Annotated in this window: 22 protein-coding genes and 1 tRNA gene; 11 read left to right on the forward strand and 12 right to left on the reverse strand. The window is 64.7% G+C overall.

Annotated features, from left to right (window positions below):
* The first annotated feature begins 12 nt into the window (after positions 1-12).
* The 3 genes from DEM26_RS01315 to DEM26_RS01325 all read left to right on the forward strand — a co-directional run bounded on the left by DEM26_RS01315 (position 13) and on the right by DEM26_RS01325 (position 3,950).
* A complete protein-coding gene (locus DEM26_RS01315; RefSeq protein ID WP_109171664.1) occupies positions 13-1,368 on the forward strand; it encodes a glutamine synthetase family protein in 1,356 nt (451 codons plus the stop codon).
* Positions 1,369-1,372: 4 nt separating this feature from the next.
* Positions 1,373-2,674 carry an NAD(P)/FAD-dependent oxidoreductase gene (locus DEM26_RS01320; protein ID WP_109171539.1) on the forward strand — a complete coding sequence of 434 codons (1,302 nt, stop codon included), beginning with the start codon at positions 1,373-1,375 and terminating at the stop codon, positions 2,672-2,674.
* A 91-nt stretch (positions 2,675-2,765) separates the two neighbouring features.
* Positions 2,766-3,950 (forward strand): DegT/DnrJ/EryC1/StrS family aminotransferase, encoded by a 1,185-nt coding sequence (locus tag DEM26_RS01325; RefSeq protein ID WP_109171540.1) that lies wholly within the window; start codon positions 2,766-2,768, stop codon positions 3,948-3,950.
* Positions 3,951-4,022: 72 nt separating this feature from the next.
* Here DEM26_RS01325 and DEM26_RS01330 read toward each other — a convergent pair whose 3' ends face one another.
* Both DEM26_RS01330 and rlmB read right to left on the reverse strand, forming a co-directional pair.
* Entirely contained in the window at positions 4,023-4,442 is a 420-nt protein-coding gene (locus DEM26_RS01330; protein ID WP_109171541.1) for a CoA-binding protein, read from the reverse strand.
* A 193-nt stretch (positions 4,443-4,635) separates the two neighbouring features.
* Positions 4,636-5,409 carry a 23S rRNA (guanosine(2251)-2'-O)-methyltransferase RlmB gene (rlmB, locus tag DEM26_RS01335; protein ID WP_109171542.1) on the reverse strand — a complete coding sequence of 258 codons (774 nt, stop codon included), beginning with the start codon at positions 5,407-5,409 and terminating at the stop codon, positions 4,636-4,638.
* 128 nt (positions 5,410-5,537) lie between these two features.
* On the opposite strand from rlmB, the gene DEM26_RS01340 reads away from it, so the two are divergent.
* A tRNA-Tyr gene (locus DEM26_RS01340) sits at positions 5,538-5,621 on the forward strand.
* Positions 5,622-5,699: 78 nt separating this feature from the next.
* On the opposite strand, the gene DEM26_RS01345 is transcribed toward DEM26_RS01340, so the two are convergent.
* Positions 5,700-6,005 (reverse strand): hypothetical protein, encoded by a 306-nt coding sequence (locus DEM26_RS01345; protein ID WP_233242987.1) that lies wholly within the window; start codon positions 6,003-6,005, stop codon positions 5,700-5,702.
* Between the two features lie 168 nt (positions 6,006-6,173).
* Between DEM26_RS01345 and DEM26_RS01350 the strand changes: the two genes are divergently transcribed.
* The 4 genes from DEM26_RS01350 to DEM26_RS01365 all read left to right on the forward strand — a co-directional run bounded on the left by DEM26_RS01350 (position 6,174) and on the right by DEM26_RS01365 (position 14,104).
* Positions 6,174-7,178 (forward strand): hypothetical protein, encoded by a 1,005-nt coding sequence (locus DEM26_RS01350; RefSeq protein ID WP_109171543.1) that lies wholly within the window; start codon positions 6,174-6,176, stop codon positions 7,176-7,178.
* 101 nt (positions 7,179-7,279) lie between these two features.
* Entirely contained in the window at positions 7,280-8,563 is a 1,284-nt protein-coding gene (locus tag DEM26_RS01355; protein ID WP_075774091.1) for an O-acetylhomoserine aminocarboxypropyltransferase/cysteine synthase family protein, read from the forward strand.
* Positions 8,564-8,781: 218 nt separating this feature from the next.
* Positions 8,782-12,087, forward strand: a complete 3,306-nt coding sequence (locus tag DEM26_RS01360; protein WP_109171544.1) for a hypothetical protein — start codon at positions 8,782-8,784, stop codon at positions 12,085-12,087.
* A 124-nt stretch (positions 12,088-12,211) separates the two neighbouring features.
* A complete protein-coding gene (locus DEM26_RS01365) occupies positions 12,212-14,104 on the forward strand; it encodes a monovalent cation:proton antiporter-2 (CPA2) family protein (protein ID WP_109171545.1) in 1,893 nt (630 codons plus the stop codon).
* Positions 14,105-14,191: 87 nt separating this feature from the next.
* On the opposite strand, the gene DEM26_RS01370 is transcribed toward DEM26_RS01365, so the two are convergent.
* The 5 genes from DEM26_RS01370 to DEM26_RS01390 form a co-directional block, all read right to left on the reverse strand.
* On the reverse strand, positions 14,192-14,701 hold the full coding sequence (locus DEM26_RS01370) for a CarD family transcriptional regulator (protein WP_075774088.1): 510 nt from the start codon (positions 14,699-14,701) through the stop codon (positions 14,192-14,194).
* Between the two features lie 320 nt (positions 14,702-15,021).
* Positions 15,022-15,360: a ferredoxin FdxA gene (gene fdxA / locus DEM26_RS01375; protein WP_075774087.1), complete on the reverse strand. Its 339-nt coding sequence runs from the start codon at positions 15,358-15,360 to the stop codon at positions 15,022-15,024.
* A 101-nt stretch (positions 15,361-15,461) separates the two neighbouring features.
* Complete coding sequence (locus DEM26_RS01380) at positions 15,462-15,752, reverse strand: RNA-binding S4 domain-containing protein (RefSeq protein ID WP_075774086.1); 291 nt, start codon at positions 15,750-15,752, stop codon at positions 15,462-15,464.
* A gap of 9 nt (positions 15,753-15,761) precedes the next feature.
* Positions 15,762-18,602 (reverse strand): helicase-related protein, encoded by a 2,841-nt coding sequence (locus tag DEM26_RS01385; protein WP_109171546.1) that lies wholly within the window; start codon positions 18,600-18,602, stop codon positions 15,762-15,764.
* Between the two features lie 19 nt (positions 18,603-18,621).
* Positions 18,622-19,125, reverse strand: coding sequence for a tetratricopeptide repeat protein (locus tag DEM26_RS01390; protein WP_233242988.1), 504 nt, complete (start codon positions 19,123-19,125; stop codon positions 18,622-18,624).
* 134 nt (positions 19,126-19,259) lie between these two features.
* Here DEM26_RS01390 and DEM26_RS01395 point away from each other — a divergent pair, with 134 nt between their 5' ends.
* Both DEM26_RS01395 and DEM26_RS01400 read left to right on the forward strand, forming a co-directional pair.
* Complete coding sequence (locus DEM26_RS01395) at positions 19,260-19,547, forward strand: SCP2 sterol-binding domain-containing protein (RefSeq protein WP_075774083.1); 288 nt, start codon at positions 19,260-19,262, stop codon at positions 19,545-19,547.
* Complete coding sequence (locus DEM26_RS01400; protein ID WP_109171547.1) at positions 19,547-20,530, forward strand: alpha/beta hydrolase; 984 nt, start codon at positions 19,547-19,549, stop codon at positions 20,528-20,530. Before DEM26_RS01395 ends, DEM26_RS01400 begins: the two co-directional genes overlap by 1 nt.
* Here DEM26_RS01400 and DEM26_RS01405 read toward each other — a convergent pair.
* From DEM26_RS01405 to DEM26_RS01420, 4 genes are read right to left on the reverse strand one after another with little or no spacing between them, the layout of a single operon-like run.
* On the reverse strand, positions 20,511-21,236 hold the full coding sequence (locus DEM26_RS01405) for a peptidase (protein WP_075774081.1): 726 nt from the start codon (positions 21,234-21,236) through the stop codon (positions 20,511-20,513). The genes DEM26_RS01400 and DEM26_RS01405 overlap by 20 nt on opposite strands.
* Before the next feature lie 32 nt (positions 21,237-21,268).
* Positions 21,269-22,081, reverse strand: a complete 813-nt coding sequence (locus DEM26_RS01410) for a transglutaminase family protein (protein ID WP_109171548.1) — start codon at positions 22,079-22,081, stop codon at positions 21,269-21,271.
* Positions 22,078-23,040 carry an alpha-E domain-containing protein gene (locus tag DEM26_RS01415; RefSeq protein ID WP_075774079.1) on the reverse strand — a complete coding sequence of 321 codons (963 nt, stop codon included), beginning with the start codon at positions 23,038-23,040 and terminating at the stop codon, positions 22,078-22,080. The genes DEM26_RS01410 and DEM26_RS01415 overlap by 4 nt, the downstream gene beginning before the upstream one ends.
* Before the next feature lie 4 nt (positions 23,041-23,044).
* Complete coding sequence (locus DEM26_RS01420) at positions 23,045-24,457, reverse strand: circularly permuted type 2 ATP-grasp protein (RefSeq protein ID WP_075774078.1); 1,413 nt, start codon at positions 24,455-24,457, stop codon at positions 23,045-23,047.
* A gap of 234 nt (positions 24,458-24,691) precedes the next feature.
* Between DEM26_RS01420 and DEM26_RS01425 the strand changes: the two genes are divergently transcribed.
* On the forward strand, positions 24,692-26,512 hold the full coding sequence (locus DEM26_RS01425; RefSeq protein WP_088725510.1) for a M3 family oligoendopeptidase: 1,821 nt from the start codon (positions 24,692-24,694) through the stop codon (positions 26,510-26,512).
* The last annotated feature ends 26 nt before the right edge of the window (positions 26,513-26,538 follow it).

Here is a 26,538-nt window from a genome sequence, read left to right on the forward strand (position 1 = left end):
CCGATGAGCGACATGAAGGACTGGACCGACCGCATCCCGCAAGCCGCACGCGATTACATCGAGGGTCGGCGTCTCGACGAGGTTGAATGCATTGTCGCCGATATAGCAGGGGTCGCGCGCGGCAAGGCGATGCCCGCGTCGAAATTCAAGTTCCAGGATCGCTTCTTCCTGCCGAACTCGATCTTCCTGCAGACGATCACCGGCGAGTGGACTGACAACCCCGCGGGCGCCTTCACCGAGCCGGACATGATCCTGACGCCCGATTTCTCGACCGCGACGGCCGCGCCCTGGACGGCGGACTGGACCTTGCAGATCATCCACGACGTCGAGGACCAGCAGGGCAACCCGGTGCCGATCGCCCCACGCAACGTGCTCAAGCGCGTGCTTTCGCTTTACGAGGCCGAGGGCTGGGTGCCGGTCGTCGCCCCCGAAATGGAATTCTTCCTCGTTGCACGTAATGTGGATCCGAACCAGCCGATCATCCCGCCGATGGGGCGGTCTGGTCGTCGCGCGGCCGCCAAGCAGGCCTATTCGATGTCGGCGGTCGATGAATACGGCAAGGTCATCGACGATATCTACGACTTCGCCGAGCTTCAGGGTTTCGAGATCGACGGCATCTTGCAGGAAGGCGGTGCCGGGCAGATCGAGATCAACCTCGCCCATGGCGACCCGGTCGAACTCGCCGACCAGATCTTCTACTTCAAGCGGCTGATCCGCGAGGCCGCCCTGCGTCAGGATTGCTTTGCCACCTTTATGGCGAAGCCGATCGAGGGCGAGCCGGGCTCGGCCATGCATATCCACCAATCGGTGATCGACACCAAGACCGGCGAGAACATCTTCTCGGACGAGAGGGGCGGCGAGACGGAGGCCTTCCTGCATTGCATCGCGGGGCTTCAGACGCACCTGCCCGCGGTGATCGCGCTGCTGGCGCCCTACGTGAACAGCTATCGCCGCTACGTCCCGGATTTCGCGGCCCCGATCAATCTTGAATGGGGCCGTGACAACCGCACGACGGGCCTGCGCGTGCCGATCTCCGGCCCAGCGGCGCGGCGGATCGAAAACCGTCTCGCGGGAATGGACTGCAACCCCTATCTCGGGCTCGCGGCCTCGCTCGCTTGCGCTTATCTGGGCCTCAAGGAAAAGCAGATGCCGAAGCCCGAATGCCTGGGCGACGCCTATATGTCGGCCGAAGACGTGCCGGTGAATCTGGGCGATGCGCTCGATCTGTTCTCGGAAAGCGCCCCGATCCGCGACGTGCTGGGGCCGGAATTCTGCGCCGTCTACGAGGCCGTGAAGCGCAACGAATACAAGGAGTTCCTACAGGTGATCTCGCCGTGGGAGCGCGAGCACCTGTTGATGAACGTGTGATGCGATGAACCTGCTCTTCGCCAATGACCGCAAGGGCGAGCACGCGCCGAGCTATTACGCGGCGACCGCGCTGACCGACCGGCGCTGGCCCGAGTTGAAGGGCCGCCACCGGGCGGATGTCTGCGTGGTGGGCGGCGGCTTCACGGGCCTCTCGGCGGCGCTGCATCTGGCGGAAAAGGGCTATTCGGTGCGGCTGCTCGAGGCCCATCGCGTAGGCTTCGGGGCGTCGGGACGCAATGGCGGGCAGGTGGGCTCGGGCCAGCGGCTGGAGCAGGACGATCTGGAGAAAGCCCACGGCCCCGAAATGGCGCGCAGGCTTTGGGACATCGGAGAGGACGCGAAAGCGCTGATCCGCGACCTGATCGCACGATACGAGATGGACGTGACCTTCCACCCCGGCATTGCCCATGCCTGCCGGACGCAATCCGAGGTCGCGCATTCCCACCACATGGCGGAGAAACTGGCCCGCGATTACGGCTACGATCAGGTGGAGCCGCTCTCCCGCGAGGCGCTGCACGCAATTCTGCCGTCGGACGCCTATCTTGGCGGCGATATCGACCGGGGCGCAGGGCACCTGCATCCGCTGAACTTCGCCCAGTCCCTGGCGCTCGCTTGCGACAAGGCCGGCGTGGAAATCCACGAGGGCTCGCTCGTCCATCATATCCGTCCCGGCGCGCCGGTGCGCGTGCAGACCGAACACGGCCATATCGATGCCGATCACCTGATCCTCGCGGCCAACGGCTATCTGGGAAACCTCGCGCCGCGTGTGGCCTCGCATGTGATGCCGATCAACAATTTCATCGTCGCGACAGAGCCGCTGGGCCCGCGCGTGGCTGAAGTGCTGCGCGAGAACGTCGCCGTGGCGGATACGAAATTCGTGGTGAATTACTGGCGGCTCTCTGACGACAATCGCCTGCTCTTCGGCGGCGGCGAAAGCTATGGCTACAAGTTCCCCGACATCGTGCAGACCGTGCGCAAACCGATGCTGGAGGTCTACCCCTCCCTTGCCGATGTAAAGATCGACTACGCTTGGGGCGGCACGCTCGCCATCACCCGCACCCGGATGCCCTATTTCGCACGGCCTTTGAAAAACGCGCTCTCGGCCAGCGGCTTTTCCGGCCATGGCGTCGCGATGGGCACGATGGCGGGCAAGATCATGGCCGAGGCAGTCGCAGGTCAAGCCGAACGCTTCGACCTGATGGCCAGCCTCGACGTGCCGGGCTTCCCGGGCGGATCGCTCCTGCGCAGCCCGCTTCTGGTCGCCGCGATGACGTGGTTCTCGATGCGCGACAAACTGGGGATTTGAGCCGGTCTCGGTTTCGTCATGAAAAGGTCACTGGAGAATTCGCCCCCTGCAGTGTAAGCATTTCTGAAAGTCAGTTTCAGGATATCTTGCCATGCCGCGTGACGGACAGACCGCCCCGAATTGCTACGACGCCGAGGCCATTCCCGAGGCCGCCCGGGCCGAAATCGATCGCCTTCTGACCAGCGGGGACCTGTTCCGCTACACCTCGGAAGACGCGCCGGTCGCCAAGCTGGAAGCCGAGTTCGCGGAATTCATGGGCGTCAAATACGCCGTGGCGGTGTCATCCTGCTCGCAAGCCCTCTTCCTGTCGATGAAGGCGCTCGACCTGCCGCGCGGCGCGCGCGTGCTGGTCCCGGCCTTCACCTTCGCTGCCGTCCCTTCCGCCATCGTCCACGCCGATTGCGTCCCGGTTCTGGTCGAAGTCGGCTCCAATTTCCGCATCGACCTCGACGATTTCCGGGCCAAATTCGACGACAGCATCGACGCGGTGCTAATCTCTCACATGCGCGGCCACACCTCCGATATGGACGCGATCATGGAACTGGCCGCCGAGAAGGACGTGCCGGTGATCGAGGATGCGGCGCACTCGCTCGGAACGCTCTGGAACGGCAAGAAGATCGGCACCATCGGCAAGATCGGCTGCCTCTCCTTCCAGTCCTACAAGCTGATCAATGCGGGCGAAGGCGGCATCCTGCTGACCGACGATCCGGAGCTCGCCGCCCGCGCGGTCATCATGTCGGGCGCCTATGAGCATAATTGGAAGAAGCATCCCGGCCTGCAGAACAGCTTCCATCACTGGCAGAACAAGCTGCCGCTATACAATTGCCGGATGCAGAACCTCTCCGCCGCCGTCATCCGCCCGCAGATCGCGGAAGTGGAGCGCCGCGTGAATGATGGTCGCGCCAACCACGACTATGTCGCGGAGCGGCTGAACACGAGCGACTGGCTCGACGTGCCGCCGCCCCTCGGCCCCGAAACCCGCGCCCCGGATTCGCTGCAGTTCAACCTCGCGGGCGATTGGTCGGATAACGAAGCCCGCACGATGCAATCGGAAGCGAAAGCGCGCGGCGTCAGCGTGCAGGTCTTCGGCCTCAGCCAAGACAATGCGCGCGCCTTCTGGAACTGGCAGTTCCTCGGCGACGTGCCGGAGCTGCCGAAGACCCGAGAGATGCTGATGCGCGCTTGCGATACGCGCTTGCCCGCGCGGCTCAAGCAGCCCGATCTCGATTACATCGCCGATGCGATTCTCGAGGCCGTCAAAGCCGTGAAGGGCTGATCCGGTCTTCTCCTTGATCGAAATATCCCAGGGGCAAGGCCGTCAGGCCGAGGGGGCAGAGCCCCCCTCGCCTTACGCAACCATCACGCGCGGATAATCGATCTTCGGGCAACGGTTCATCACGACTTTCACCCCCTGCCCTCGGGCTTTCTCGGCGGCAGCGTCATGCGACACGCCAAGCTGCATCCAGATCGTTTTGAGATGGGGCAGATGCGCCAGCGCCTCGTCCACGACCTCCGGCACCGCCTCGGAACGGCGGAACACGTCGACCATATCCACCGCGATCTCGTCGGGGATCGCGCCGAGATCGGCATAGACCGTCTCGCCCAGCAGCTGCTGCCCCGCGAGCCCAGGATTGACCGGGATCACACGATACCCCTTGGATTGCAGAAACCGCGCCACTTCATATGAGGGGCGCTCCGGCTTGTGGGACATGCCGACCACGGCGATGATCTTGGTACTTTCCAGAATGTCGCGAATCTCGTCTTGCATCTGAAACCTCTCCTTTGTCGCAGCCCTCTAAGAAAAATGCGCCCAAGCCTTGAAGGCTGGGCGCAACAGTGGCGGAACGAGGGACAGTGAACTAGAGACGCAGCGGTTCCGAAGCTGCGCCTCAGACATCGAGATAGGAACGCATCCCGCCGCTTTTAAGGTCCAGGCCCTCATGATCGCGATTTTGTGACCATTACCGACTTGCGGATGCATAAAGAGACACCGCGGCGGCATTCGACACGTTGAGCGAACCGAATTCGCCCGCGAAGGGGATTCGCACCAGACGGTCGCAGGTCTCGCGGGTCTTCTCGCGCAGGCCCGGTCCCTCGGCGCCCAAAACGAGCGCCACCGGCTCCATTCCCGCCTCGGACAGCCCGTCTTCGAGCGACATCTTCGCCTCGCCCGCAAGCCCGATCAGCCGGAAGCCCATCTGGCGAAGCTCCTCCATCGCGTCGGAGAGGTTCTTCACCCGCAGATAGGGCTGACGCTCGAGCGCGCCGGAGGCGGTTTTCGCGAGTGCGCCGGTCTCGGGCGCGGAATGGCGATGCGGCGCGATCACGGCGGCCGCGCCGAACACCTCGGCCGAGCGCAGGATGGCGCCGACGTTATGCGGATCGGTGACGCGGTCGAGCAGCACCACACGGCGCGCCCCGAAGCAGACATCCTTCAGCGCGCCCCAATCGAGCGGCTTCACCTCGAGCGCCGCGCCCTGATGGACGGAGTCGGTCGAGATCGGTACGAACTTGTCGAACTTGCGGACATCGACGATCTCGGGCTCCATGCCCGACGCCTCGATCGCCTCGGCCAGTTTGTCGGCGGCGTTCTTCGAACAGACCAACCGTAGACGCTCGCGCATCGGGTTCTGCAGTGCATCGCGCACCGCATGCAGGCCGAAGAGCCACACGGTCTCGGCGGCCGCAGCGCGCTTGGCGCGTTCCTTATCGATCACCCAGGCTGGCTTTTTCATCGCGGGTCTCCTTTGGTCCCTACCTGCGCGGAATGACCTCGTTTGGCAAGCTCTGATCCGGAGCGCGATTTTTCGGCAAACTCTCTCTTGACGCCCCCCGCCCCCTTTTGTATCTCCCGCCCAGCGTCGGGTGACGTGCTGCAAGGTGCGGCAGCGGACTGTAACTCCGCCGGGGCGACCCACGCCTGGTTCGATTCCAGGGTCACCCACCACTTCCCCCTTTCAGGAACTGGTGACACGCGGCTCCCACGGGGGCCGCTGTGTTGAATAACGCCCATTCGTTGCGCCGTTTATTGCAGCACCGCCTTGCGGCTGAACCGTGCTTCTTCCGAACTGCCATCGTCATAGATCAGCTTCACCCGTACCTCGGAGACCGAGCCCTGCGGCTGGCTGACATAGACATTGTCGCCCGAGATCGCGTTGGGCTGGGCTGCGCCCTCGTGGCATTTCTCCATCTTGAACGATTTGGTGGGCGGCGCACCATTGAAACCGTAGCGAATCTCGCTCAGCCCGCAGCGCCACGCCAGAAGATGGGTGAAGTAGACCAGATCCTTGCCACCGTATTCCCGGATCGCGACCCAGGAGTCGCGGGTCATGCCGAGAATCGGGCGCACTTCGGCAGCGGTGGTAAAATTCTGCGCGTTCGCGGGGCCGCTCAATGCGACACCACACAGCGCCAACGCGGCTAACTTGCTTATCCGTATCACCTTTTACCCCTGAACTTTCTCGCTATACTGCGCTCAAATCCTCCGACAGGCGGCAGTATGGCGGCGAACGACCGGACTTCACAACCCTACAACATCTTCTGTGTTGCACAGGCGGGACGGCTGGAATTCGAAGCGATTCTGTTCGTATTGAGTTTCCGCGCCGCCAATCCGGACTTCGCTGGGCGCTTGCTGATCGCCGAGCCGCAACCCGGTCCGCGCTGGTCCGAGGAGACGCGGATCTCCGGTCCGGTCCGGGCGCTGCTCGAAGAGGTCGGCGCCGAGATCGCGCCCTTCGAGTCGAAGGTCTTCGGCCAGACCTACCCCCATGGCAACAAGATCGAGGCGCTCGCCGCCCTGCCCGCGGGGATGCCCTTCGTATTCTTCGACACCGATACGGTTTTTACCGGGCCGCTGTCGCAGGTCGGTTTCGACTTCGACCGTCCATCAGCCTCGATGCGCCGCACCGGCACCTGGCCCGAGCCGCCGCTTTACGGTCCGGGCTATACCGGCATCTGGAAGTCGCTCTACGACAAATTCGGGCTGGACGGGTTCGAGGAGACGCTCGATCTGAGCCAGCCGGACGAATACTGGCGGCGCTACATGTATTTCAACGCAGGCTGGTTCTTCGGTCCCGACCCGGCGGAGTTCGGCGACCGTTTCCTGCGCTACGCCCGCGACATCCGCGACGAGACGCCGGATGAGCTGGCCTGCCAATCGCTCGATCCGTGGCTCGATCAGGTTGCGCTGCCGCTGGTGATCCATTCCTTCGGCGGCGGGCGCCCGGGACCCGAGCTCGATGGGCTCGACGGCGATGTCAGCTGTCATTACCGCGCGCTGCCATTGATGTACGCGCGCGAGAGCGACACCGTGATCGCGACCGTCGAAGAGCTGACGTCCCCGAACAGGGTCAAGAAAGTGCTGAAGGCTTACGAGCCTGCCAAGAAGCTGATTTATCAAGGTAAGGGCCGGAAGCTGCGCGGGATCATCGCGGAGGAAGGCATGCCACGGCATGAGAAGGCGCTGCGTAACCGGATCAAGCGCGCGAAGCTCTGGATGCGCTGAGCCGCGCGGTCCTTCTCTGGCCTCTTATCACCGAAAACGAATGTGTTTGTCGGCCTCTCCCGGTGCCGCTAACGTCTCGGCAAGAAAAGAGGAGCCCCGATATGTCCGACTACGCATTCGACACCCTGCAAATCCACGCCGCGGCCGATCCCGATCCCGCGACGGGCGCGGTTCAGGTGCCGATCTACCAGACCACATCCTACGCCTTCAAAGACGCCGACCACGCGGCGCGCCTGTTCAATCTCGAGGAAGTCGGCTTCATCTATTCGCGCCTGACCAACCCGACGGTGATGAAGCTGGCCGAACGTGTCGCGGCCCTTGAAGGCGCGGCAGGCGGCGTGACCTGTTCCTCGGGTCATGCGGCGCAGATCATGGCGCTCTTCCCGCTGATGGGGCCGGGGCTGAACATCGTGGCCTCGACGCGGCTCTATGGCGGCTCGATCACCCAGTTCAGCCACACGATCAAGCGCTTCGGCTGGTCCTGCACCTTCGTCGATTTCGACGATCTCGACGCGTTGGAAGCGGCTGTGGACGAGAACACCCGCGCGATCTTCTGCGAGTCGATCTCGAATCCGGGCGGCTACATCACCGACCTTCCGGCGGTGGCGAAACTGGCCGACAAGGTCGGCCTGCCGCTGATCGTCGACAACACGCTGGCCACCCCCTACCTGTGCCGCCCGATCGAACATGGCGCGACCCTCGTCGTTCACTCGCTGACGAAATACATGACCGGCAACGGCACCGTCACCGGCGGCTGCGTCGTCGATAGCGGCAAGTTCGACTGGTCCGCCTCGGGCAAGTTCCCGTCGCTGAGCGAACCCGAGCCTGCCTATCACGGGCTGAAATTCCACGAGGCGCTGGGGCCCATGGCCTTCACCTTCCACTCGATCGCGGTCGGGCTGCGTGATCTCGGCATGACGATGAACCCGCAAGGCGCGCATTACACGCTGATGGGGATCGAGACGCTGAGCCTGCGGATGGACAAGCACAACGCCAACGCCAAAGCGATTGCCGAATGGCTCGAAAAGGACCCGCGCATCGATTACGTCACCTATGCGGGGCTGGAGAGCTCGCCGTGGCATGAGCGTATGAAGACCGTCTCGCCGAAGGGCGCGGGCGGGCTGTTCACCGTCGCGGTCAAAGGCGGCTACGACGCCTGCGTGAAGCTGGTGAACAATCTCAAGCTGTTCAGCCACGTCGCCAACCTTGGCGATGCGCGCTCGCTGATCATCCACTCGGCTTCAACCACGCACCGCCAGCTGACCGAAGCGCAGCAGATCGCCGCAGGGGCCGCGCCGAACGTGGTGCGCCTGTCGATCGGGATCGAGAATGCGGACGACCTTATCGCCGATCTCGATCAGGCGCTGAGCGCCGCAACCAGCTGATAACACAGACGGCGCGCCGCAATGTCGGCGCGCCATCAATGACCGCGGATTGCATTTCCGACATTTCTTGCTTCGCTCCCCGCGTCTGCGCCGTTGAAACGGTGGAAAACCGGCAAATGCCCGCTCCGTCCCCGTCGCGGCGCTTTTCAGAAGATCGAATCTCCTTTACCAAGATGTGAACACTTGGACCGGACCGCCCCGAGGCGCGCGCAGCACCCATGAAACCCGATTTTGCATTGATCCTCTCGCATGATGGCATCGCTCTGGTGCACCGCGCGAAAGAGGGCTGGACGCTTCTGGGCGAGGCCGCGCTCGAAGGGGACGACCCGATGGCCGAGGTCGCGGCCCTGCGCGACAAGGCCCGGGCGCAGGCTCCGCGCGGCTTCACTTCGAAGCTCGTGCTGCCGGATACGCAGATTCTCTATACCGCGATCTACGCGCCCGGTCCCAGCCCGGCGCAGCGCAAGAAACAGATCGAAGCGGCGCTGGAAGGCATGACGCCCTACCCCGTCAGCGAGCTAGTCTATGATTTCGCGGGCCCCGGCCAGACCGTGCAGGTCGCCGTGATCGCACGCGAGACATTGAAGGAAGCCGAGAGTTTCGCGCAGGAGAACGGCTTCAATCCGGTCAGCTTCGTGGCCGCCCCCGAACCCGGCGACTTCCCCGGCGAGCCGCAATTCGGCCTGACCTCTTCGGTCGCGCAGTACATTCCCGAAGGTGCGCATGTCGAGCCCGACAAATCCGCGCTGATCGTGGCTGTCGATCTGTCCGAGGAGGCAAGCGAGACGCCGGCGGAGGCCGTTCCGTCAGAAGCCACGGAGACGGAGGCCACCGAGGTGGAAACCGCCGCTGCGCAGAGCGAGATGGCGGAGCTCTCCGACGACAGCGCAGTCTCGGAAACCGAACTGGCAGAATTGAGCGCGCTGGATCAGCCGGCGAGAGCGGAGGCCACGGCGGAAGAGGCTGATCTCACGCTGCCGGACGAGCCGGGCGAATTCTCCGAGTTGCTCGATGCGACGAGAGCCGAGCCCGACGCGCAGCAAGGCGCGCCGAGCGAGGACACGCCCGCTGCGGCAAGCCCCGCCGCCAAGGCCGCCGAAGCGGTGGCGGCTGGCGAAGTCGCACCCGAGGAAACCGAGGCTGCGGATGCGGTCGAATTTGCCGAGGGCGAGCCGGATGGCGCCTCCGACGACGCGGAGGCGGACAGTGCCGAGGAAACCTCGGACGCAGCCCTCGCCGCTGCTGGCCTTGCGGCCGCACCGGCCTTGCCAACCGCCGCGGAGGCCGATGCCAAACCTGAGGATGCGGCGCACGACGCGGAGAGCGACCAATCCGAGGCTCTCGAAAGCGACCAGGACGACGACGATCTGCCGAAATCCGACGCCAGCGTTATCGCCGCCGCCTTCGCTTCGCGCCGCGACCACGCGGCGACGGTGACCGTGAACGACACGCCACCGCGGCTCGGCGGGGCCACGCGGCTCAGCCCGATGCCCGATCGCAGCAAGATCGCATCGGGCGACGCCAAGATCACCGCGCCCACGCTCGATTTCGACGAGCCCGATCCGCGTTTCACGCCGAAAGAACCGCAGAAAACCGGGGCGAAAGCGGGCAAGGCTACAGCCCCCTCGGCGCGCACGGGGATCGGCGGGACGACCGCGCTCGGCGCGAAATCCGCGACCTCGTTGCTGCGCGAGGAGGCGAAGGACGGGCCGGATGCGAGCACCGCCACCCCGGCCCCGATCGTCGAGCGTACGAGCGACAAGACTGTTTTCGGCGGCACCAAGCGGCCGACGACGGGCGGCAAGCCGCGCCATCTCGGGCTGATGCTCACCGGCGCGCTGGTGCTGGTACTGGCGATCATCGCGCTCTGGACCACACTGCTGGACGATCCCGCACCGGTCGATGCGCCGGTCGACGCCATCGCCGAAGCGCCCGCCCCGGCTGCGGGTGACGCGCCAGAGCAGACCGCCCTTGCCCCGGCCACTCCTGACGTGGCGGCCCCCGAGGCAACGCAATCCGACGCTCAGGCTCAGGCCAACCAACCCGCTCCTCAAGACGAGCAAGTCGCGGCGCTCGCCCCGGCTGATGCGCAACCCGCCCCGTCGGAACAAAGCGACGCGGTCACCACGGCAGCGCCCGCCACCGCCGCGCCAGCGCAGGATCAGGCGCCCACGCAGAGCGGCGCCGACGCACAGCCCTCTGACACGCAGCCTGCCGATACGGCTGCGGCAGAGCCGCCCGCCGACGCACAGGCGACCGCTTCGGACATCACGGCGTCCGACACGGGCGACACCGCCCCCGACACCATGCCCAATTCGCAGGCAGAGACTCCGGACGCCACGGCCGACACGCAAACAGACGTTGCGGCAAACGACACGACCGCCAGCGAAACCGCACAAAGCGACGCGACCGAAGCTCCCGCAACCGAGGCGCAGACCGCGTTGCCTGCGACGCCGCCCGCAGAGCTTCCCGCCTTCACCGCGACGCCGCTCGCCCCGCCGAGCGCCGATACGCTGCAGAGCGACACGCAGCCCCCAGACACCCCGCCTGTCACGCCGACGGAGGACGGAGTGGAAATGCCGGGCGGCTTCACGCTTTACGCGGGCGCGCCCGCCGTCACGCCGGGCCCCCGCCCCGAAGCCGTCGCGCAGGCCTATGCCGCGACCCAGCCGATCACGCCGGAAGGCACGCTCGGCGCGATCCCGTCGCTGTCGGGCTTCCGCCCCGCGGACAAGCCCGCCGACCTCACCGGCGCAACCGCAGCGCCAAATGAGACCGATCCCGCCACGCAGGCTGATCCGAACGATCAAGGCGCGCTCGACCCGGCACTTCAGCCCAATCCCGAACTCCAGACGACGCGCCCGACGGCTCGCCCCGACGCGGTGACCAAGCTCGCCACAACGCAGGCGCCCGCCTCGGAATCCGCAGCGGTCGCGAACCCTGAACTCGCGGCACTGCGGCCACCGCGCCGTCCGGCATCGATCCAGGAGTCGGTCGCCGCCGCCGTGCAGGCGCAAGATGAAGCCGTCGCCGAGAACGCCGATCCCTTCGCCGGCGCGACCGCTCTGGCGGTGGCGCGCTCCGCCGTCCCGCCGACGAAACCGCGTAACTTCTCGCGTTCCGTCGAGAACGCCCTTGCCGCTGCGATCGCCGCCGAGCCCGCGCAAACGGTCGCCGCCGCTGCCGCGCGCGCCCCGGTCGCCACGCCCGTGCCCGACCCGCGGCCCGCCGATCTCGACGAGCCGGAACCCACTGCCGCGCCGACGCGCCTGCCGACCTCTGCCTCCGTCGCCAGACAAGCGACCGAGAAGAACGTCATCAACCTGCGCAAGATCAACCTGATCGGGCTTTACGGCTCCTCGTCGAACCGCCGCGCCCTCGTGCGGCTCTCGAACGGGCGCTTCGTCAAAGTGGGGGTGGGCGACCGGCTGGATGGCGGGCGGGTGACGCAGATCGGCTCCAATGCGCTGACCTATAAGAAAGGGTCGCGCAGCCTGACGCTGAAGCTGCTGCAAGAGGGCTAAACGCGCGCGGCGTAATCATTCGCGACCTTGAACCCTTGCGCACGGTCTGCGCTGGATTACGCTGGGACGTAGACGCGTCGCGCCCCTCCCCCTCCCGCGCACCGCCCAAGGAAACAAGCCGCCGATGGAAAGCTTTCTCTTTCAAGCCACGTTGTACCTGCTCGCGATGGTGATCGCAGTGCCGCTGGCCACCCGTGCCGGCCTTGGCTCTGTGCTGGGCTACCTGATCGCGGGCATCCTGATCGGCCCGGTCACGGGGCTCTCCGGCGCCGAGATGACCGACCTGCAGCATTTCGCCGAGTTCGGCGTGGTGATGATGCTGTTCCTGATCGGACTGGAGCTGGAGCCGCGTGCGCTATGGGCGATGCGCGACAAGCTGATCGGTCTCGGCGGGTTGCAGGTGCTGGTCACGATGATCCTCGTCACCGCGATCGTGATGGCGATGGGCGAGGATTTCCGCGTCTCGCTCGCGATCGGGATGACGCTGTCACTGTCCTCGACGGCTATCGTGTTGCAGACTCTCAACGAGAAGCGACTGATGCAGACGGCGGGCGGGCGGTCCTCCTTCGCGGTGCTGCTGACGCAGGATATCGCGGTAATCCCGATGCTGGCGCTGATGCCGCTTCTGGCCCTGCCCGGCGCGCGGGCGGTGGCCAAGGCTGGGCACGGCGATCACGTCGTGGCGCGCGTGATCGACTCGTTGCCCGCCTGGGGCGTCACGGTGATCACGCTGGCCGCGGTCGCCTTCACCGTGCTGATCGGGCATTACCTAGTGCGCCCGCTGTTCCGGTTCGTGCAAGGCGCAAGGCTGCGCGAGGTGAACACGGCGATGGCGCTGCTGATCGTGGTGGGCATCGCGAGCCTGATGAACCTCGTGGGTCTCTCGCCCGCGCTCGGGACTTTCCTCGCCGGGGTCGTGCTGGCCGACAGCGAGTTCAAACACGAGATGGAATCCGATATCGAGCCCTTCAAGGGCCTGCTGATGGGCCTGTTCTTCATCACCGTGGGCGCGGGCATCAATTTCGACGTCATCACCGCGCAGCCCGCGAATATCTTCGCGCTGGTCTTCCTGCTGGTCGCGCTGAAATCGGCCGTGCTTTACGGGCTGTCGGTGCTGTTCAAGATCCGCGGGCCGGATCGTTCGCTATTCACGCTGAGTCTCGCGCAGGCCGGCGAATTCGGCTTCGTGCTGGTCTCCTTCGCGGTCGGCCAACGGATTTTGCCGAATGCCTTGGCCGAGAAGCTTCTGGTGGTGATCGCGCTGTCGATGCTCATCACGCCCTTGCTGTTCATCCTGCACGAGCAGATCGGCCTCAGGCTGCGCAAGCCGCCGGGCCCCGACCCGGACGCGATCGACGAGCAGCAGCCGATCATCATCGCAGGCGTGGGCCGTTTCGGGCAGGTGGTGAACCGTCTGGTGACGATGTCCGGCATGCGCACGACCGTTCTGGACGCCGATCTCAAGACGATCCAGCTGATGCGAACCTTCGGCTTCAAGGGCTATTTCGGGGATCCGACGCGCCCCGACCTGCTCGCCGCGGCCGGCATCAATCAGGCGCGGGTGCTGGTCGCAGCGCTCGACGGGCGCGAACAGACCACGAAGCTCGTGGCCTATGCGCGCCGCATCCGGCCCGACCTTCACATTGTCGCCCGCGCGCGCGACCGGACGCATGTGTTCGATCTGTATCGAGCCGGCGCGAATGACATCGTGCGCGAGATGTTCGACAGCTCCCTGCGCGCCGGGCGGTATGTGCTCGAGAACGCAGGACTGTCGGCCTTCGAAGCCTCGGAGCTGGAGAAACTGTTCTTCAAGCTCGACCGGGCCGCCGTGCGCGACCTGGCGCAGGTCTGGAAGCCGGGCGTGCCGGTCGAACAGAACGCCGAGTACATCGCGCGCACGAAGGAGCTCAACGCAGAGCTGGAAGCCGCAATGATGGAGCAGTTCCGCCGCCGCGGCGAGCGCGACGAAAGCGATCGCGAGGCCCCGGGCAACGAAAAGACCGGGCCGGAAGCGTGATCGCGGGCAACGGCTCCCCTGCCCTTCGCCCATGAAAAAACGCGAGGCTCGCAAGCCTCGCGTTGGAAAAGTTCCGCGTGTGCGCGATCAGGCGGCGCGGCCGACCAGAACCTCGTCAACGGTTTTCGCGGCACGCTCTTCGTCGGTGCCCGAAACGGCGGCCACTTCGCGGGTCAGACGCTCGAGCGCGGCTTCATAAAGCTGGCGCTCCGAGTAGGACTGCTCGCGCTGATCGTCGCTGCGGTGCAGGTCGCGCACCACTTCAGCGATCGCGAGCAGGTCGCCCGAATTGATTTTCTGTTCGTATTCCTGCGCACGGCGCGACCACATCGCCCGCTTGACCTTGGCCTTACCCTTGAGGGTCTCGAGGGCCTTGGTCACCATGTCGGGCGAAGACAGGCTGCGCATCCCGACTTCGGTCGCCTTGTGCGTCGGCACGCGGAGGGTCATCTTGTCCTTCTCGAAGGAGATCACGAAAAGTTCGAGCTTGAGCCCGGCGATTTCCTGTTCTTCGATGGACATGATCTTCCCTACGCCATGCGCCGGGTAGACGACGAAATCGTTGGGGCGGAATTCGGTCTTCTTGGTTTTGGTCATGCGGTTCGTTTCCTTGCAGCCGGTCACGAACCCCGGTATCCAGCGAGCATACGACGCCCACGGGGCTCTCTAGCTCCGCGTTCGTCAGTCAGTCACGAGATCTCTTTTGCGGGCGAGCGGGCGACGCAAAAGGTGGGGTCGAACTCATTTGTGACAGTAATATAGCAAGAATCGCATGAATTTCAAAGCGCGTAACTGTCGCGCATATGTAATATGATGCGTTTTCAACGAGTTACGCAGGGGATTTTGACAAAATGCCGCAGCGTAAACCGCCCCAATTCCCAGAGAATCGGGAAAAATTGGTCAGAATCACCGACCCGTCAGTCGCCTTCGCCAGGCGCCTCGGAGAAATACTTCTCCAACTTGCCACTCTCGCCGTCGTATTTCTCGGCTTCCGGCATCGGATCTTTCTTCTGGGTGATCACCGGCCAGAGCTCGGAATACTTCCGGTTTAGTTCGACCCAGGATTCCATTCCCGGCTCGGTATCCGGACGGATCGCATCGGCGGGGCATTCGGGCTCGCAGACACCACAATCGATGCATTCGTCGGGATGGATCACCAACGTGTTCTCCCCCTCGTAGAAGCAATCCACCGGGCAGACCTCGACGCAGTCGGTATATTTGCAGTTGATGCAGTTATCGATGACGACGTAGGTCATTGGTGAAACCCCGATTGAACAGCTTCCTGCCCCGTCCTAGCGGGGGATGAACCCTCTTTCAAGAGAGAGGCCCGGCTTTTCGCTGCGGCATTGCGCACAGCCTATCCCTCCGGTTCGAGCAAGGTGTAAAGCGTCTGAGCCTCGACCGCGGGGCCGCGCCGTGTGCCGCATTCCAGTACCCGCAGCACACAGATTCGTGCGTCTTCGCCCTTGCCGAGCCGCAAGGTCAGCACATCGCCCGGGCCGATCGCCCGACCGGGCTTGTCGATGCGCTGACCGTTGACGCGCGCCTTGCCACCCTGCACCAGCTCCTGCGCGAGGCCGCGGGACTTGCAGAACCGCGCCTGCCAGAGCCATTTGTCGATGCGGATGCGCTCGGGCGCGTCAGCCATGGCGGGACGTTACTTCTTGTCCTTGAGGGCTGCCAGAACCGCGAAGGGGTTGTCCGGATCAACCGGCTTGTCCTTCTTGGGCGGACGAGCCTCGAAGTTGCGCGCGCCTTGCGGCTTGCCACCCTTCTTGCCTTTGCCGTCGCGCTTGCCATGCGGCTTGCCGCCGCCCTTGCGCTCGCCACGTTCGCCACCGGGCTTGCCACCCTGCCCCTGATCGCGACGCGGCGGACGGTTGCCGCGCGGACGCGGCGCCCAGGTGAAGGTGTAGAAGACCTCGACCTCGTCGCTGGTCACGTCATCGGCTGCCACCATGTCGCCGCCGGCCTCGGCCGCAGCCTCCGCCTCGGGATGGGTCTCGGCAGGCTGCTCGCCGCCGCCGGCCTCGGCTTTCGCCTCGTCGGCCTGCTCGGTCTTGAGGGCCTCGGCACCGGCTTGCTCTTCGGCCTTCTCGAGATCGGCGGCTTTCACCTTCGCGCGCTCGCCTTTCTCGGCCTTGTAGCCCAGACCGCCCATCAGATCGGCGAACTGATCCAGCGTCATGCCGGTAATCGAGAGCATGTCCGGATTGGCTTCGAACCCGCCGCGGCTATCCTGCGTGCGCAGCAGATCGGCGAGACGTTCGAGCATGTCGATGCGGATCGCCCGCGCGCCGGCGGGGCGGTAGCCCGACAGGCGATAGGTCTCGGCATCGAACGCATCGATATTCGGGATCGTCACGAGGCCCGGAGGCGGGCTTTCGGGGAATTCATCCGCGCCCGACCAGAGCGAGGCCAGCACGAGGCGCAGACGCGTCGGCGCGGGCTTGAGAAGCGCGGGCATGAAGATCGTGTATTGGCCGAAGCGCACGCCGTGCTTGCGCAGAGAACCGCGCGCGTCCTGATCGAGATCCTTCACCTCGGCGGCGACCTGCTCGCGCGGGATGATACCCAGCGATTCCACCATGCGGAACGCGAAGCCACGGGCGAGACCCGTCAGCTCTTCGTCGCGGCTCATCGCCAGAAGCGGCTCGAACAGGGCGGCAACCTTGCGGTCGATGAAATGCTGTAGACGGCGCGTAACCTTCTCGGCCACATCCGCGCCTGCCTCGTCGTCGACGAAAGCCTGCACGGTCGGCTTCAGGACATCGGGCCCCTTTACCAGCTTGCCGACAGCGGTGTCGCCCCACATCAGGCCGCCCTGCTCGGTAAAATCCATCTCCGTATCGGGCGCATTGTAGAAGCGGTCCGCGCGCAGATTGAACTCGGGCGCGAGCGCCTCATACGCCGCGCGGGCAAGCATCTTCGCCTCGTCTGGCGAGCCGGTCTCGTCCTGCTTGAACCGGAATCCTTCCAGACGGCCCGCGAATTCGCCTTCCACCGTCACTTCGCCCTTGTCGTTCACCTCGGCCACGAGGGTCTCCTTCTGCTTGAGCCGGCGCATCAACACAGAGGTGCGCCGGTCCACAAATCTTTGCGTCAGCGCGCCATGAAGCGCGTCCGACAGGCGGTCTTCTACAGCGCGGGTCGCCTCGCGCCAATGGCTTTCATCATCGACCCACCCTTTGCGTTGCGCAACATAGGTCCATGTGCGGATGAAGGCGAGACGACGCGAGAGCGTGTCGATATCGCCGCCCGTCCTGTCGATACGCTCGATCTGGCGCGCGAGCCAGTCCGAGGGCACGCCCTTGCCCGATTGCAGGAACTCGAAGATGCGCGCCAGAAGCGTTGCATGTTCGGCCTCGGAAATCGAACGAAAATCGGGGATTCGACAGACATCCCAGAGAAGCTGCACGTCCTTTGGACTGGTGACGCGGTCGCGGATCGCCGGATCCTCGGCCAGCACCTTGAGCGCGCGCGCATCGTCGGCCTCGCGTCCCTTGGTCAGCCATTCGCCGCCATCGCGTTCGGCGGGCCGCGCGTCGAGCGATTGGATCAGCCGGTCCACGGTACCGAATTCGAGCCGCGCGTTGCGCCATTGCAGCCTCTGCAGCAGCGCGAAACGGTGGTTCTCGACCGCCTCGATCACCTCGGGCTGCAGCGGCCGCGCCTCGCCGGTCACCCCGAAAGTGCCATCGGTGGTGTGGCGCCCGGCGCGACCTGCGATCTGCGCAAGTTCATGCGGGAAAAGCGGACGCATCCGCCGCCCGTCGAATTTCGACGTGGCCGAAAACGCGACATGGTCGATATCGAGGTTGAGCCCCATCCCGATCGCATCGGTGGCGACCAGATAGTCGACGTCGCCATTTTGATACATCGCGACCTGCGCGTTGCGGGTGCGGGGCGAGAGCGCCCCCATCACCACCGCGCAGCCGCCCTTCTGGCGGCGGATCAGTTCCGCGATCGCGTAGGTATTCTCGACCGAAAACCCCACGATGGCCGAGCGCGGCTTCATCCGGGAGATTTTCTTCGAACCGGAATAGGTCAGCTCGGAAAACCGCTCGCGCTTGGTGAACTGCACCTTTGGCACCAGCGCCGCGATCGCCCCGCGCATCGTCTCGGAGCCGAGGAACAGCGTCTCGTGCAGCCCGCGCGCATGCAGCAGCCGATCGGTGAAGACATGGCCCCGCTCGGGATCGCCACATAGCTGGATTTCGTCGATGGCAAGGAAATCAGCGCCGATCCCCGTCGGCATCGCCTCGACCGTGCAGACCCAATATTGCGTCCGCTCGGGCACGATACGTTCTTCGCCGGTGACCAGCGCCACGACCGAGGGGCCGCGCTGCGCGACGATCCGGTCATAGACCTCGCGCGCCAAGAGCCGCAGCGGCAGTCCGATGACGCCGGTCCGATGCGCCAGCATCCTCTCGATTGCGTAATGGGTTTTGCCGGTATTGGTCGGCCCCAGAACGGCCGTGATCCGCCCGCCTTGCATCGCAGCTCCGTTCCAGCTCTCAGAGAGCCGTGCCCTGATGCGCCTCGTCGAGGCGCGCAATGGCGTCTTTCACATCCTGTTGATGCGGATTCAAGGCAAAAGACTTCTTATAGGCCTCAAGCGCGCGCTTGTCGTCGCCCATCTCCTCGAGGATCGCCCCCAGACCTGCAAGCGCGCCCCAATGTCGCGGCTCCAGCTTCAGGGTACGCGCGATATCCGCCGCCGACGGGCCATAGAGCCCGGCCATGAAATAGGCGGTCGCCCGCCCGTTCCAGCCAGCGGCGAAATCGGGCGCGTGATCGGTGAGCGCCGTGAAATGCTCGATCGCGGCCTCGGTATCGCCGGCGTCCAGCGCCTCTTCGCCGCGCTTCAGGAGCAGGTCCATCGCCGCAGATCCCGACCGCGACCACGCCCTGCGGATGTCCGCCTCGGCGCGCGACCAGCCCGGATCGTTGGGATCAGCCAACTCTTTGAAATACGGGTCCAGACCTGCGGTTTCGGCGCTGGCGGGGAATGCCGCCATTGTTCCCAGCATCGCCGAAAAGCAAAATGCCGTGACGACACATTTGTATCTGTCAAATCGCTGCCACATAAATCATGACTGTAATGCAATTGCCGGAGAATGCGAGAGCCCGGCCATCAAAATTGGAGGACGCGATGAGCGAGGTTATCGACAAGGCCGTTGAGGCGCTGCGGGCGAAACTGCCCGATGGGTTTTCTTCGACTGCAAAATTCGTGATCGAAGGCGAAGGCTCGATCATTGCCGACGAGAACGGCGTGCGTGAAGGCGACGACGACGCGGAAGTCGTTCTGACCGCCGATCGCGAGACCTTCGAAGGCATGCTCAACGGCGACGTGAACCCGACCGCGGCCTTCATGTCCGGCAAACTTTCGGTCGACGGCTCGATGGGCCTCGCCATGCAGCTGGGTGCGGCTCTGGCCTGATGGAACGCGCCCCGATTTTCGAAGAGATCGCGCGCGGCCCCGAGGGCGGCGCTGCCTATTGGCTGACGGCGGAAGATGGGGTGCGGATACGCTTCGCACATTGGCCAGCACCGCCCCAACCACGCGGCACGGTCTTTCTGGGATGCGGGCGCACCGAATATGTCGAAAAATACGGCCCTGCGGCCGCGGAATTCGCGGCCCGGGGCTATGCCATGCTCGCCATCGACTGGCGCGGGCAAGGCCTGGCCGACCGGCTTCTGCCCGACGCACCCGAGAAGGGCCATGTCGGCGGCTTGCAGGATTACCAGTGGGATCTGCATGCGGTGATCGACGCTGCGGACGAGCTCGGTCTGCCGCAACCCTATTACATCGTGGGCCATTCGATGGGCGGCGCAATCGCGCTGCGCGCGGTGATGCATGAACACCATCGCTTCAGCGCGGTGGCTTTCTCCGCGCCGATGTGGGGGATCGCCACCTCGCCGCTGCTGCACCCGTTCCGCATCGTGCTGGCAAACCTTCTGGGCGACGGCTTCCTCGCGAACAACTATCCGCCCGGCATGAACGGCACCACCTATGTCTACCGCGACAGTTTCGAGGCGAACCGCCTGACCCGCGATCCCGGGATGTGGGCCTGGCTGCTCGAGCAGGCCGCGAAGCGCCCCGAACTGACGTTGGCCGGCCCGACGATCCACTGGGTCGCCGAGAGCCTGCTGGAATGCGAGGCGCTAGCGGCCCTGCCCTCCCCCGACATGCCCTGCTATTGCGGCCTGGGCGGGGCGGAGAAGATCGTTCACACGCCCTCGGTCCATGACCGGATGGGGCGTTGGCCGAAGGGCACGCTGGACGTGATCCCCGACGCCGAGCACGAATTGATGATGGAAATCCCCGCAACGCGGAAACGTTTCTACGACGGCTGCACCGCGCTGTTCGACGCGGCGGGCGGGCTGGACGCCCGCGACCCGGTCAAAGCTGAATCTGCGTGAAGCTGTCGCGCAGCGCGTTCGACCAGGCTTCCGACATTTCCGCGAAATCATTGTCGCCCGCCTCGATGCGGCGCTGGCTGGAGATCCGGCACTCGTCCTTCTTGATCACCGCCAGATCGAGCGGCATCCCCACCGAGAGGTTCGAGCGCAGCGTCGAATCCATCGAAAGGAGTACCGCCTTCTGCGCATCGATCAGGTTGGTGTCCGGACGGACCACGCGATCGAGGATCGGCTTGCCGTATTTATGCTCGCCGATCTGCAGGAAGGGCGTGTCCTCGGTGGCTTCGATGAAGTTGCCCTCCGGGTAGATCAGGAACATCCGCATCTCACCGCCCGCGCGCTGGCCCGCGACGATCATCGAGGCCGAGGTCGAAACCCGCTCGGCATCCATCCGGCTGGTGATGTCCTTGCGCACGCCCGCCATCGTGTTGCCGATGATCTCGGCCACTTTCAGCATCGTCGGCGCTTCCATGATCGAGCTGTCGCCCGTCGCGTCGCTCGCATCCGCTGCCTCGCGCAACCGCGCCAGCGTCGTTTGCGTGACCGAGAGCGAGCCCGCGGTCATGATCGCGATCACCCGTTCGCCCGGCTCTTCGAAGGTGAACATCTTGCGATAGGTCGCGATGTTGTCGAGCCCGCCATTCGTCCGCGTGTCCGACAGCAGCACCATCCCCTCGTTCAGCAAGAGGCCTACGCAATAGGTCATGTTCGTTCCCTGATCCCTGACAAGCGCGCAATCTATTGCTGGACTTGGTCCAAGGCAACTGTGACGTGCAGTCGCTCCTCGCCCGAGCCTTGGGTGATGCCACGGATCGGCGCGGCTTCGCGCGCATCGAGCCCGGAGCCGAGGCGGATATAGCGCTCGTCCGGGCAGCATTTGTTCGCCGGGTCGAAGCCGATCCAGCCGATGCCCGCGATCCATATTTCGGCCCAGGCATGGGCGGCCTCGTGCGGGGTGCCATCATCGGCCGCGAACAGGTAGCCCGAAACATAGCGCGCAGGCAGATCGGCACAGCGGGCTACCGCGACCAGCGCATGGGCATGGTCCTGACAGACCCCCTCGCCCTGCGCCAGCGCCTCGGCGGCTGTGGTGTGCGAATGGGTGGCGCCCGGCTTGTAGGCGATCGCTTCGGAGATCGCGGCACTGAGGCGATGCGCCCGATCGAGATTTTCCGTGGCCCCTGCAACGGCCTCTTCGGCCAGCGCCGCCAGACTGTCGTCGATCCATGTCGCGACGGTCTCGCGCAAGTACGCCATCGGATGCACCAGCTCGCGGTGACCGCGCAGCACGCCCGAGGTATCGAAAGTTTCGACCTGCCCCGTCACGGTGATCGCGACCGCGTCGACCGGTGGGCGGATCGACCAGCCCTCGATACGGTCACCGGCGCCGTCGCGGAACGACCCGCCCCGGAGACCGCCTTCGACCGAGACGTCCCATTCGATGACGCGCTGGCCCTCGAAGCGCGAGGGGAACATGCGCAGCGACTGCACCGCGGCCCCCATCGGCGCGTCGTAATCATAGGTGGTGACATGGTTGACGGTGAGGATCATCGCGCATCTCCCGACAGGTAGGTTTGCTGAACGAGCGCGGTAAGCTGCCCGATCTCGCCGATGAAACGGGTGAGGAACTCGTGCAGGCCTTCCTCGATAATTTCGGCGACTTGAGTCTGGTTCAGCTCGGTCATCAGCGCCTTGGCCCGCATCTGCGGCAGGCCGGTGCCCGGCTCGACCTCGTAGAAGCTTTCGAGATTGTCGAGGTGGTGCATCGCCTTGCGCGTCGCCGATATCAGCGAGCGCGGGCTGGCCGGGTTGAGGATCAGGAAATGCATGATCTTCGACGCCGTCAGCTCGCCGCCATAGGCCCAGTGGAAGGCGCGATAGGATTGCAGCGCGCGCAGCAGCACCTGCCACTGGTAATTGTCGAGGCCAGAGCCCACCATCTCCACCGAGGGCAGGAGCACGAAATATTTCACGTCGATCAGACGCGCGGTGTTGTCGGCCCGCTCCAGCGCATAGCCGAGGTTCATGAAGAAGAACCCGTCATTGCGCAGCATCGTTCCGTCCATCGCCCCACGCAGCAGCGCCGATTGCCGGGCCACCCATTCGCACAGCTCTGTAATCTCCCATTCAGAGCGCGGCTGACGCTCGATCTGGCGGATCTCCTGGAACGCGGTATTGAGCGTATCCCAGACCTGACCGGTGATCGCCGTACGCACGATGCGCGCGTTCTCCCGTGCACGCTCGACGCAGGATATCACCGAGGACGGGTTGTCGCGATCAAAGAACAGGTAGCTCTCGATGTTGCGCTGCACCGGGTCGCCGTATTTCTCGGAGAAGCCATCGGCAGTGCCCGAGGCTTGCAGCAGGCTCTCCCATTCGGAACGGTAGCCATGACCGGTCGACGGCGTCAGCGCGATCCGCGCGCCGACCTCCAGAAGCCGTGCCATCGTCTCTGCGCGCTCCATGTAGCGCGCGACCCAGAACAGGTTTTCAGCGGTTCTACTCAGCATTCGATCACTCCGCCAAAACCCAGGTGTCTTTCACGCCCCCGCCCTGCGACGAGTTCACGACGAGCGACCCTTCAGTCAGCGCGACGCGGGTCAGCCCGCCGGGGACAAGCTCGATCTTCTCGCCGACGAGACAATAGGGCCGCAGATCGACATGGCGCGGAGCCACGCCCTCTTCCACGAAAGTCGGCGTGGTCGACAGCGCGAGCGTCGGCTGGGCGATGTAGTTCTCGGGATTGTCCTCGATCTTGTGGCGGAAATTCTCGATCTGCTCCTTCGTCGATTTCGGCCCGACGAGCATGCCGTAACCGCCGGAACCGTGAACCTCTTTCACCACCAGCTCGTCGAGATGTTCGAGCACGTATTTGCAATCGTCGGCCTTGGCGCATTGCCACGTCGGCACGTTTTCCAGAAGTGGTTCTTCGCCAAGATAGAAGCGCACCATTTCCGGCACGAAGGTGTAGATCGCCTTGTCGTCGGCGACGCCCGCGCCCGGAGCCGAGCAGATCGTCACACCGCCAGAGCGGTAGACATCCATCAGGCCGGGAATGCCCAGCATCGAATCCGGGCGGAAGCAGAGCGGATCGAGGAAAGCGTCGTCGATCCGGCGATAGATCACGTCGAGCTTCTTCGGGCCTTCCGTCGTGCGCATCCAGCAAAAGCCGCCCTCGCAGAACAGGTCCGGCCCCTCCACCAGCTCGACGCCCATCAGGTCGGCGAGGAAGGAATGCTCGTAATAGGCCGAGTTGAAATGGCCCGGCGTCAGGATCGCGACCGTCGGCTCGCCCTCGCATTTCGCCGGTGCGACCGAGGCCAAGGTGCGGCGCAGCGCGTCCGAATATCCATCCACCGGTTCGATCCGGTTCTCGCGGAACAGCTGCGGGAACATCCGCATCATGATCTCGCGGTTCTCCAGCATATATGAGACGCCCGAGGGCGTGCGGCAGTTGTCCTCGAGCACGTAGAACTGATCCGGCCCCGTGCGCACCAGATCGACGCCGACGATATGGCTGTAGATGCCGCGCGGCGGGATGAAGCCCGAAACCGCGCGCTCGAACGCATCGTTCTGATAGACCAGCCGCGCCGGGATACGCCCCGCCCGCACGATCTCGCCACGCCCGTAGACATCGAGCAGGAAGGCGTTCAACGCCCGGGTGCGCTGCTTGATCCCGCGCTCCAACTTACGCCATTCAGCCTGCGTGAAGACGCGTGGAAACATGTCGAAGGGAATCAGGCGGTCCGGGTCGCCGCCCTCGCCGTAGACCGCGAAGGTGATCCCGATCCGGCGAAACAGCGCCTCCGCCTCGGCCTGTTTCATCGCGCGCAGCTCGGAGGGCATTTCGCGCATCCAGCCATCGAGCCCGCTATAGGGCTGACGCACTTTGCCGCCGTCGAACATCTCGTTGAAATACTCTGTCATCGCGCCGGATATGCCCCCCCTAGTCTTTTATTTAAGTCTAGGCCGTGTGCCTCGCGAGTAAAAGGCGATGCCCAAAGTTAAGCAACGCGGCGCGCCCGGGGGTCGCTCATTTCGCGGCATCTGCCGAAAAATTGTGCAACACCCAGCGAGCCCGCGCCCTTGTCACGGCGGCGCCCCTGCCCCTATCTGGAAAACAACCAAACATACACGAGCCAGACATACATGAGGATGCCCATGACGCTGACACACCGCCGCCCCGTCTTCGATGCGAATGCCAATGCAGGGGCGTTCGGCGATCTGCCCGAATGGGATCTCAGCGATCTCTACCCCGCCCCCGACGCGCCGGAACTGAGCAAGGACATGGCGTGGCTGGAAAAAGCCTGCGCCGAGTTCGCCGCCGATTACGAAGGCAAGCTGGCCGATCTCGACGCGGCGGGCATGGCAGAGTGCATCAAGCGCTACGAGGAAATCGACGAGAAAGCGGGCCGCGTGATGTCCTATGTCGGCCTGCGCTATTACCAGAACACGACCGACCCGGCACGGGTGAAGCTGCTGTCCGATGCGCAGGACAAGATCACCACCTACACCACGCCGCTCGTCTTCTTCAGCCTTGAGTTCAACCGCATCCCGGACGCGACCTACGAGGCCGTCTTCGCCGATGAGCGCGTCGCCCGCTACAAGCCGGTGTTTGACCGCATGCGCGCGATGAAACCCTACCAGCTCTCCGACGAGCTGGAGAAATTCCTCCACGACCAATCAGTCGTCGGCGCTGCCGCGTGGAACCGCCTCTTCGACGAGACCACCGCAGCGCTGGAATTCGAGGTGCAGGGCGAGAAACTGTCGCTCGAGGCCACCACGACGCTCCTCTCCGACCACAATCGCGAAAAACGCGAAGCGGCGGCGAAGGAGCTGGCGAACGTGTTCGGCGAGAACATCCGCACCTTCTCGCGCATCCACAACACGCTGGCCAAGGAAAAAGAAATCGAGGACCGCTGGCGCAAGATGCCGACGCCGCAGACCGGTCGCCACCTGTCGAACGACGTGGAGCCGGAAGTGGTGCAGGCGCTGCGCGACGCCGTGGTCGCGGCCTACCCGCGTCTGTCGCATCGCTACTACAAGCTGAAGGCGAAATGGCTTGGCCTCGAGAAGCTGCAAATCTGGGACCGCAACGCGCCGCTGCCGACCGAAGCCCCGCGCGACATCATGTGGGACGAGGCGAAGGATACCGTGCTCGACGCCTATTCCGGCTTCGATCCGCGCATGGCCGATATCGCGCAGCCCTTCTTCGAGAAAGGCTGGATCGATGCGGGCGTGAAGCCGGGCAAGGCACCGGGCGCCTTCGCGCATCCGACCGTGACGACCGTCCACCCTTACGTGATGCTCAACTACCTCGGCAAACCGCGCGACGTGATGACGCTGGCGCATGAGCTGGGCCACGGCGTCCATCAGGTGCTGGCCGCGAAACAGGGCGAGATGCTGGCCAACACGCCGCTGACGCTGGCCGAGACGGCCTCCGTCTTCGGCGAGATGCTGACCTTCCGCAAACTCCTCGCTGCGGCGAAGACCCGCGAAGAGCGCAAGACGCTTCTGGCCGGCAAGGTCGAGGACATGATCAACACGGTCGTCCGCCAGATCGCCTTCTATGATTTCGAGTGCAAGCTGCATGCGGCGCGCGCCGAAGGGGAGTTGACGCCCGAGGACATCAACGCGCTATGGATGTCTGTGCAGGGCGAAAGCCTCGGCCCGGCATTCGAATTCATGGACGGCTACGAGACCTTCTGGTCCTACATCCCGCACTTCGTCCACTCGCCCTTCTACGTCTACGCCTATGCGTTCGGCGACGGGCTGGTGAACGCGCTCTACGCCGCCTACGAGGCCGCGCCCGAGGGCTTCCAGGACAAGTATTTCGCGATGCTGGAAGCGGGCGGCTCGATGCACCACAAAGAACTGCTCGCGCCCTTCGGCCTCGACGCCTCCGACCCGGCTTTCTGGGACAAGGGCCTGTCGATGATCGAAGGCTTCATCGACGAGCTGGAGGCGATGGAGGAGGCCTGAACTTCTCCTTGATTGAAATATCCCGG

Origin of the sequence: Thioclava sp. NG1, from assembly GCF_003122275.1 — a bacterium.
In the GTDB taxonomy this organism is placed as follows: domain Bacteria; phylum Pseudomonadota; class Alphaproteobacteria; order Rhodobacterales; family Rhodobacteraceae; genus Thioclava; species Thioclava nitratireducens.

Coding starts and splice junctions, on each gene's coding strand:
- DEM26_RS01385 (WP_109171546.1), bottom strand. CDS start 18,602: ATGCAAGGCGGGCGGATCACGGCCGTTCTGGGGCCGACCAATACCGGC.
- fdxA (WP_075774087.1), bottom strand. CDS start 15,360: ATGACCTACGTCGTCATCGATAACTGCATCAACTGCAAATATACCGAC.
- DEM26_RS01395 (WP_075774083.1), top strand. CDS start 19,260: ATGAGCGAGGTTATCGACAAGGCCGTTGAGGCGCTGCGGGCGAAACTG.
- DEM26_RS01325 (WP_109171540.1), top strand. CDS start 2,766: ATGCCGCGTGACGGACAGACCGCCCCGAATTGCTACGACGCCGAGGCC.
- DEM26_RS01355 (WP_075774091.1), top strand. CDS start 7,280: ATGTCCGACTACGCATTCGACACCCTGCAAATCCACGCCGCGGCCGAT.
- DEM26_RS01320 (WP_109171539.1), top strand. CDS start 1,373: ATGAACCTGCTCTTCGCCAATGACCGCAAGGGCGAGCACGCGCCGAGC.
- DEM26_RS01350 (WP_109171543.1), top strand. CDS start 6,174: ATGGCGGCGAACGACCGGACTTCACAACCCTACAACATCTTCTGTGTT.
- DEM26_RS01315 (WP_109171664.1), top strand. CDS start 13: ATGAAGGACTGGACCGACCGCATCCCGCAAGCCGCACGCGATTACATC.
- DEM26_RS01360 (WP_109171544.1), top strand. CDS start 8,782: ATGAAACCCGATTTTGCATTGATCCTCTCGCATGATGGCATCGCTCTG.
- DEM26_RS01390 (WP_233242988.1), bottom strand. CDS start 19,125: ATGGCGGCATTCCCCGCCAGCGCCGAAACCGCAGGTCTGGACCCGTAT.
- DEM26_RS01365 (WP_109171545.1), top strand. CDS start 12,212: ATGGAAAGCTTTCTCTTTCAAGCCACGTTGTACCTGCTCGCGATGGTG.
- DEM26_RS01410 (WP_109171548.1), bottom strand. CDS start 22,081: ATGATCCTCACCGTCAACCATGTCACCACCTATGATTACGACGCGCCG.
- DEM26_RS01425 (WP_088725510.1), top strand. CDS start 24,692: ATGACGCTGACACACCGCCGCCCCGTCTTCGATGCGAATGCCAATGCA.
- DEM26_RS01330 (WP_109171541.1), bottom strand. CDS start 4,442: ATGCAAGACGAGATTCGCGACATTCTGGAAAGTACCAAGATCATCGCC.
- DEM26_RS01415 (WP_075774079.1), bottom strand. CDS start 23,040: ATGCTGAGTAGAACCGCTGAAAACCTGTTCTGGGTCGCGCGCTACATG.
- DEM26_RS01370 (WP_075774088.1), bottom strand. CDS start 14,701: ATGACCAAAACCAAGAAGACCGAATTCCGCCCCAACGATTTCGTCGTC.
- DEM26_RS01400 (WP_109171547.1), top strand. CDS start 19,547: ATGGAACGCGCCCCGATTTTCGAAGAGATCGCGCGCGGCCCCGAGGGC.
- DEM26_RS01405 (WP_075774081.1), bottom strand. CDS start 21,236: ATGACCTATTGCGTAGGCCTCTTGCTGAACGAGGGGATGGTGCTGCTG.
- DEM26_RS01420 (WP_075774078.1), bottom strand. CDS start 24,457: ATGACAGAGTATTTCAACGAGATGTTCGACGGCGGCAAAGTGCGTCAG.
- rlmB (WP_109171542.1), bottom strand. CDS start 5,409: ATGAAAAAGCCAGCCTGGGTGATCGATAAGGAACGCGCCAAGCGCGCT.
- DEM26_RS01345 (WP_233242987.1), bottom strand. CDS start 6,005: ATGACCCGCGACTCCTGGGTCGCGATCCGGGAATACGGTGGCAAGGAT.
- DEM26_RS01380 (WP_075774086.1), bottom strand. CDS start 15,752: ATGGCTGACGCGCCCGAGCGCATCCGCATCGACAAATGGCTCTGGCAG.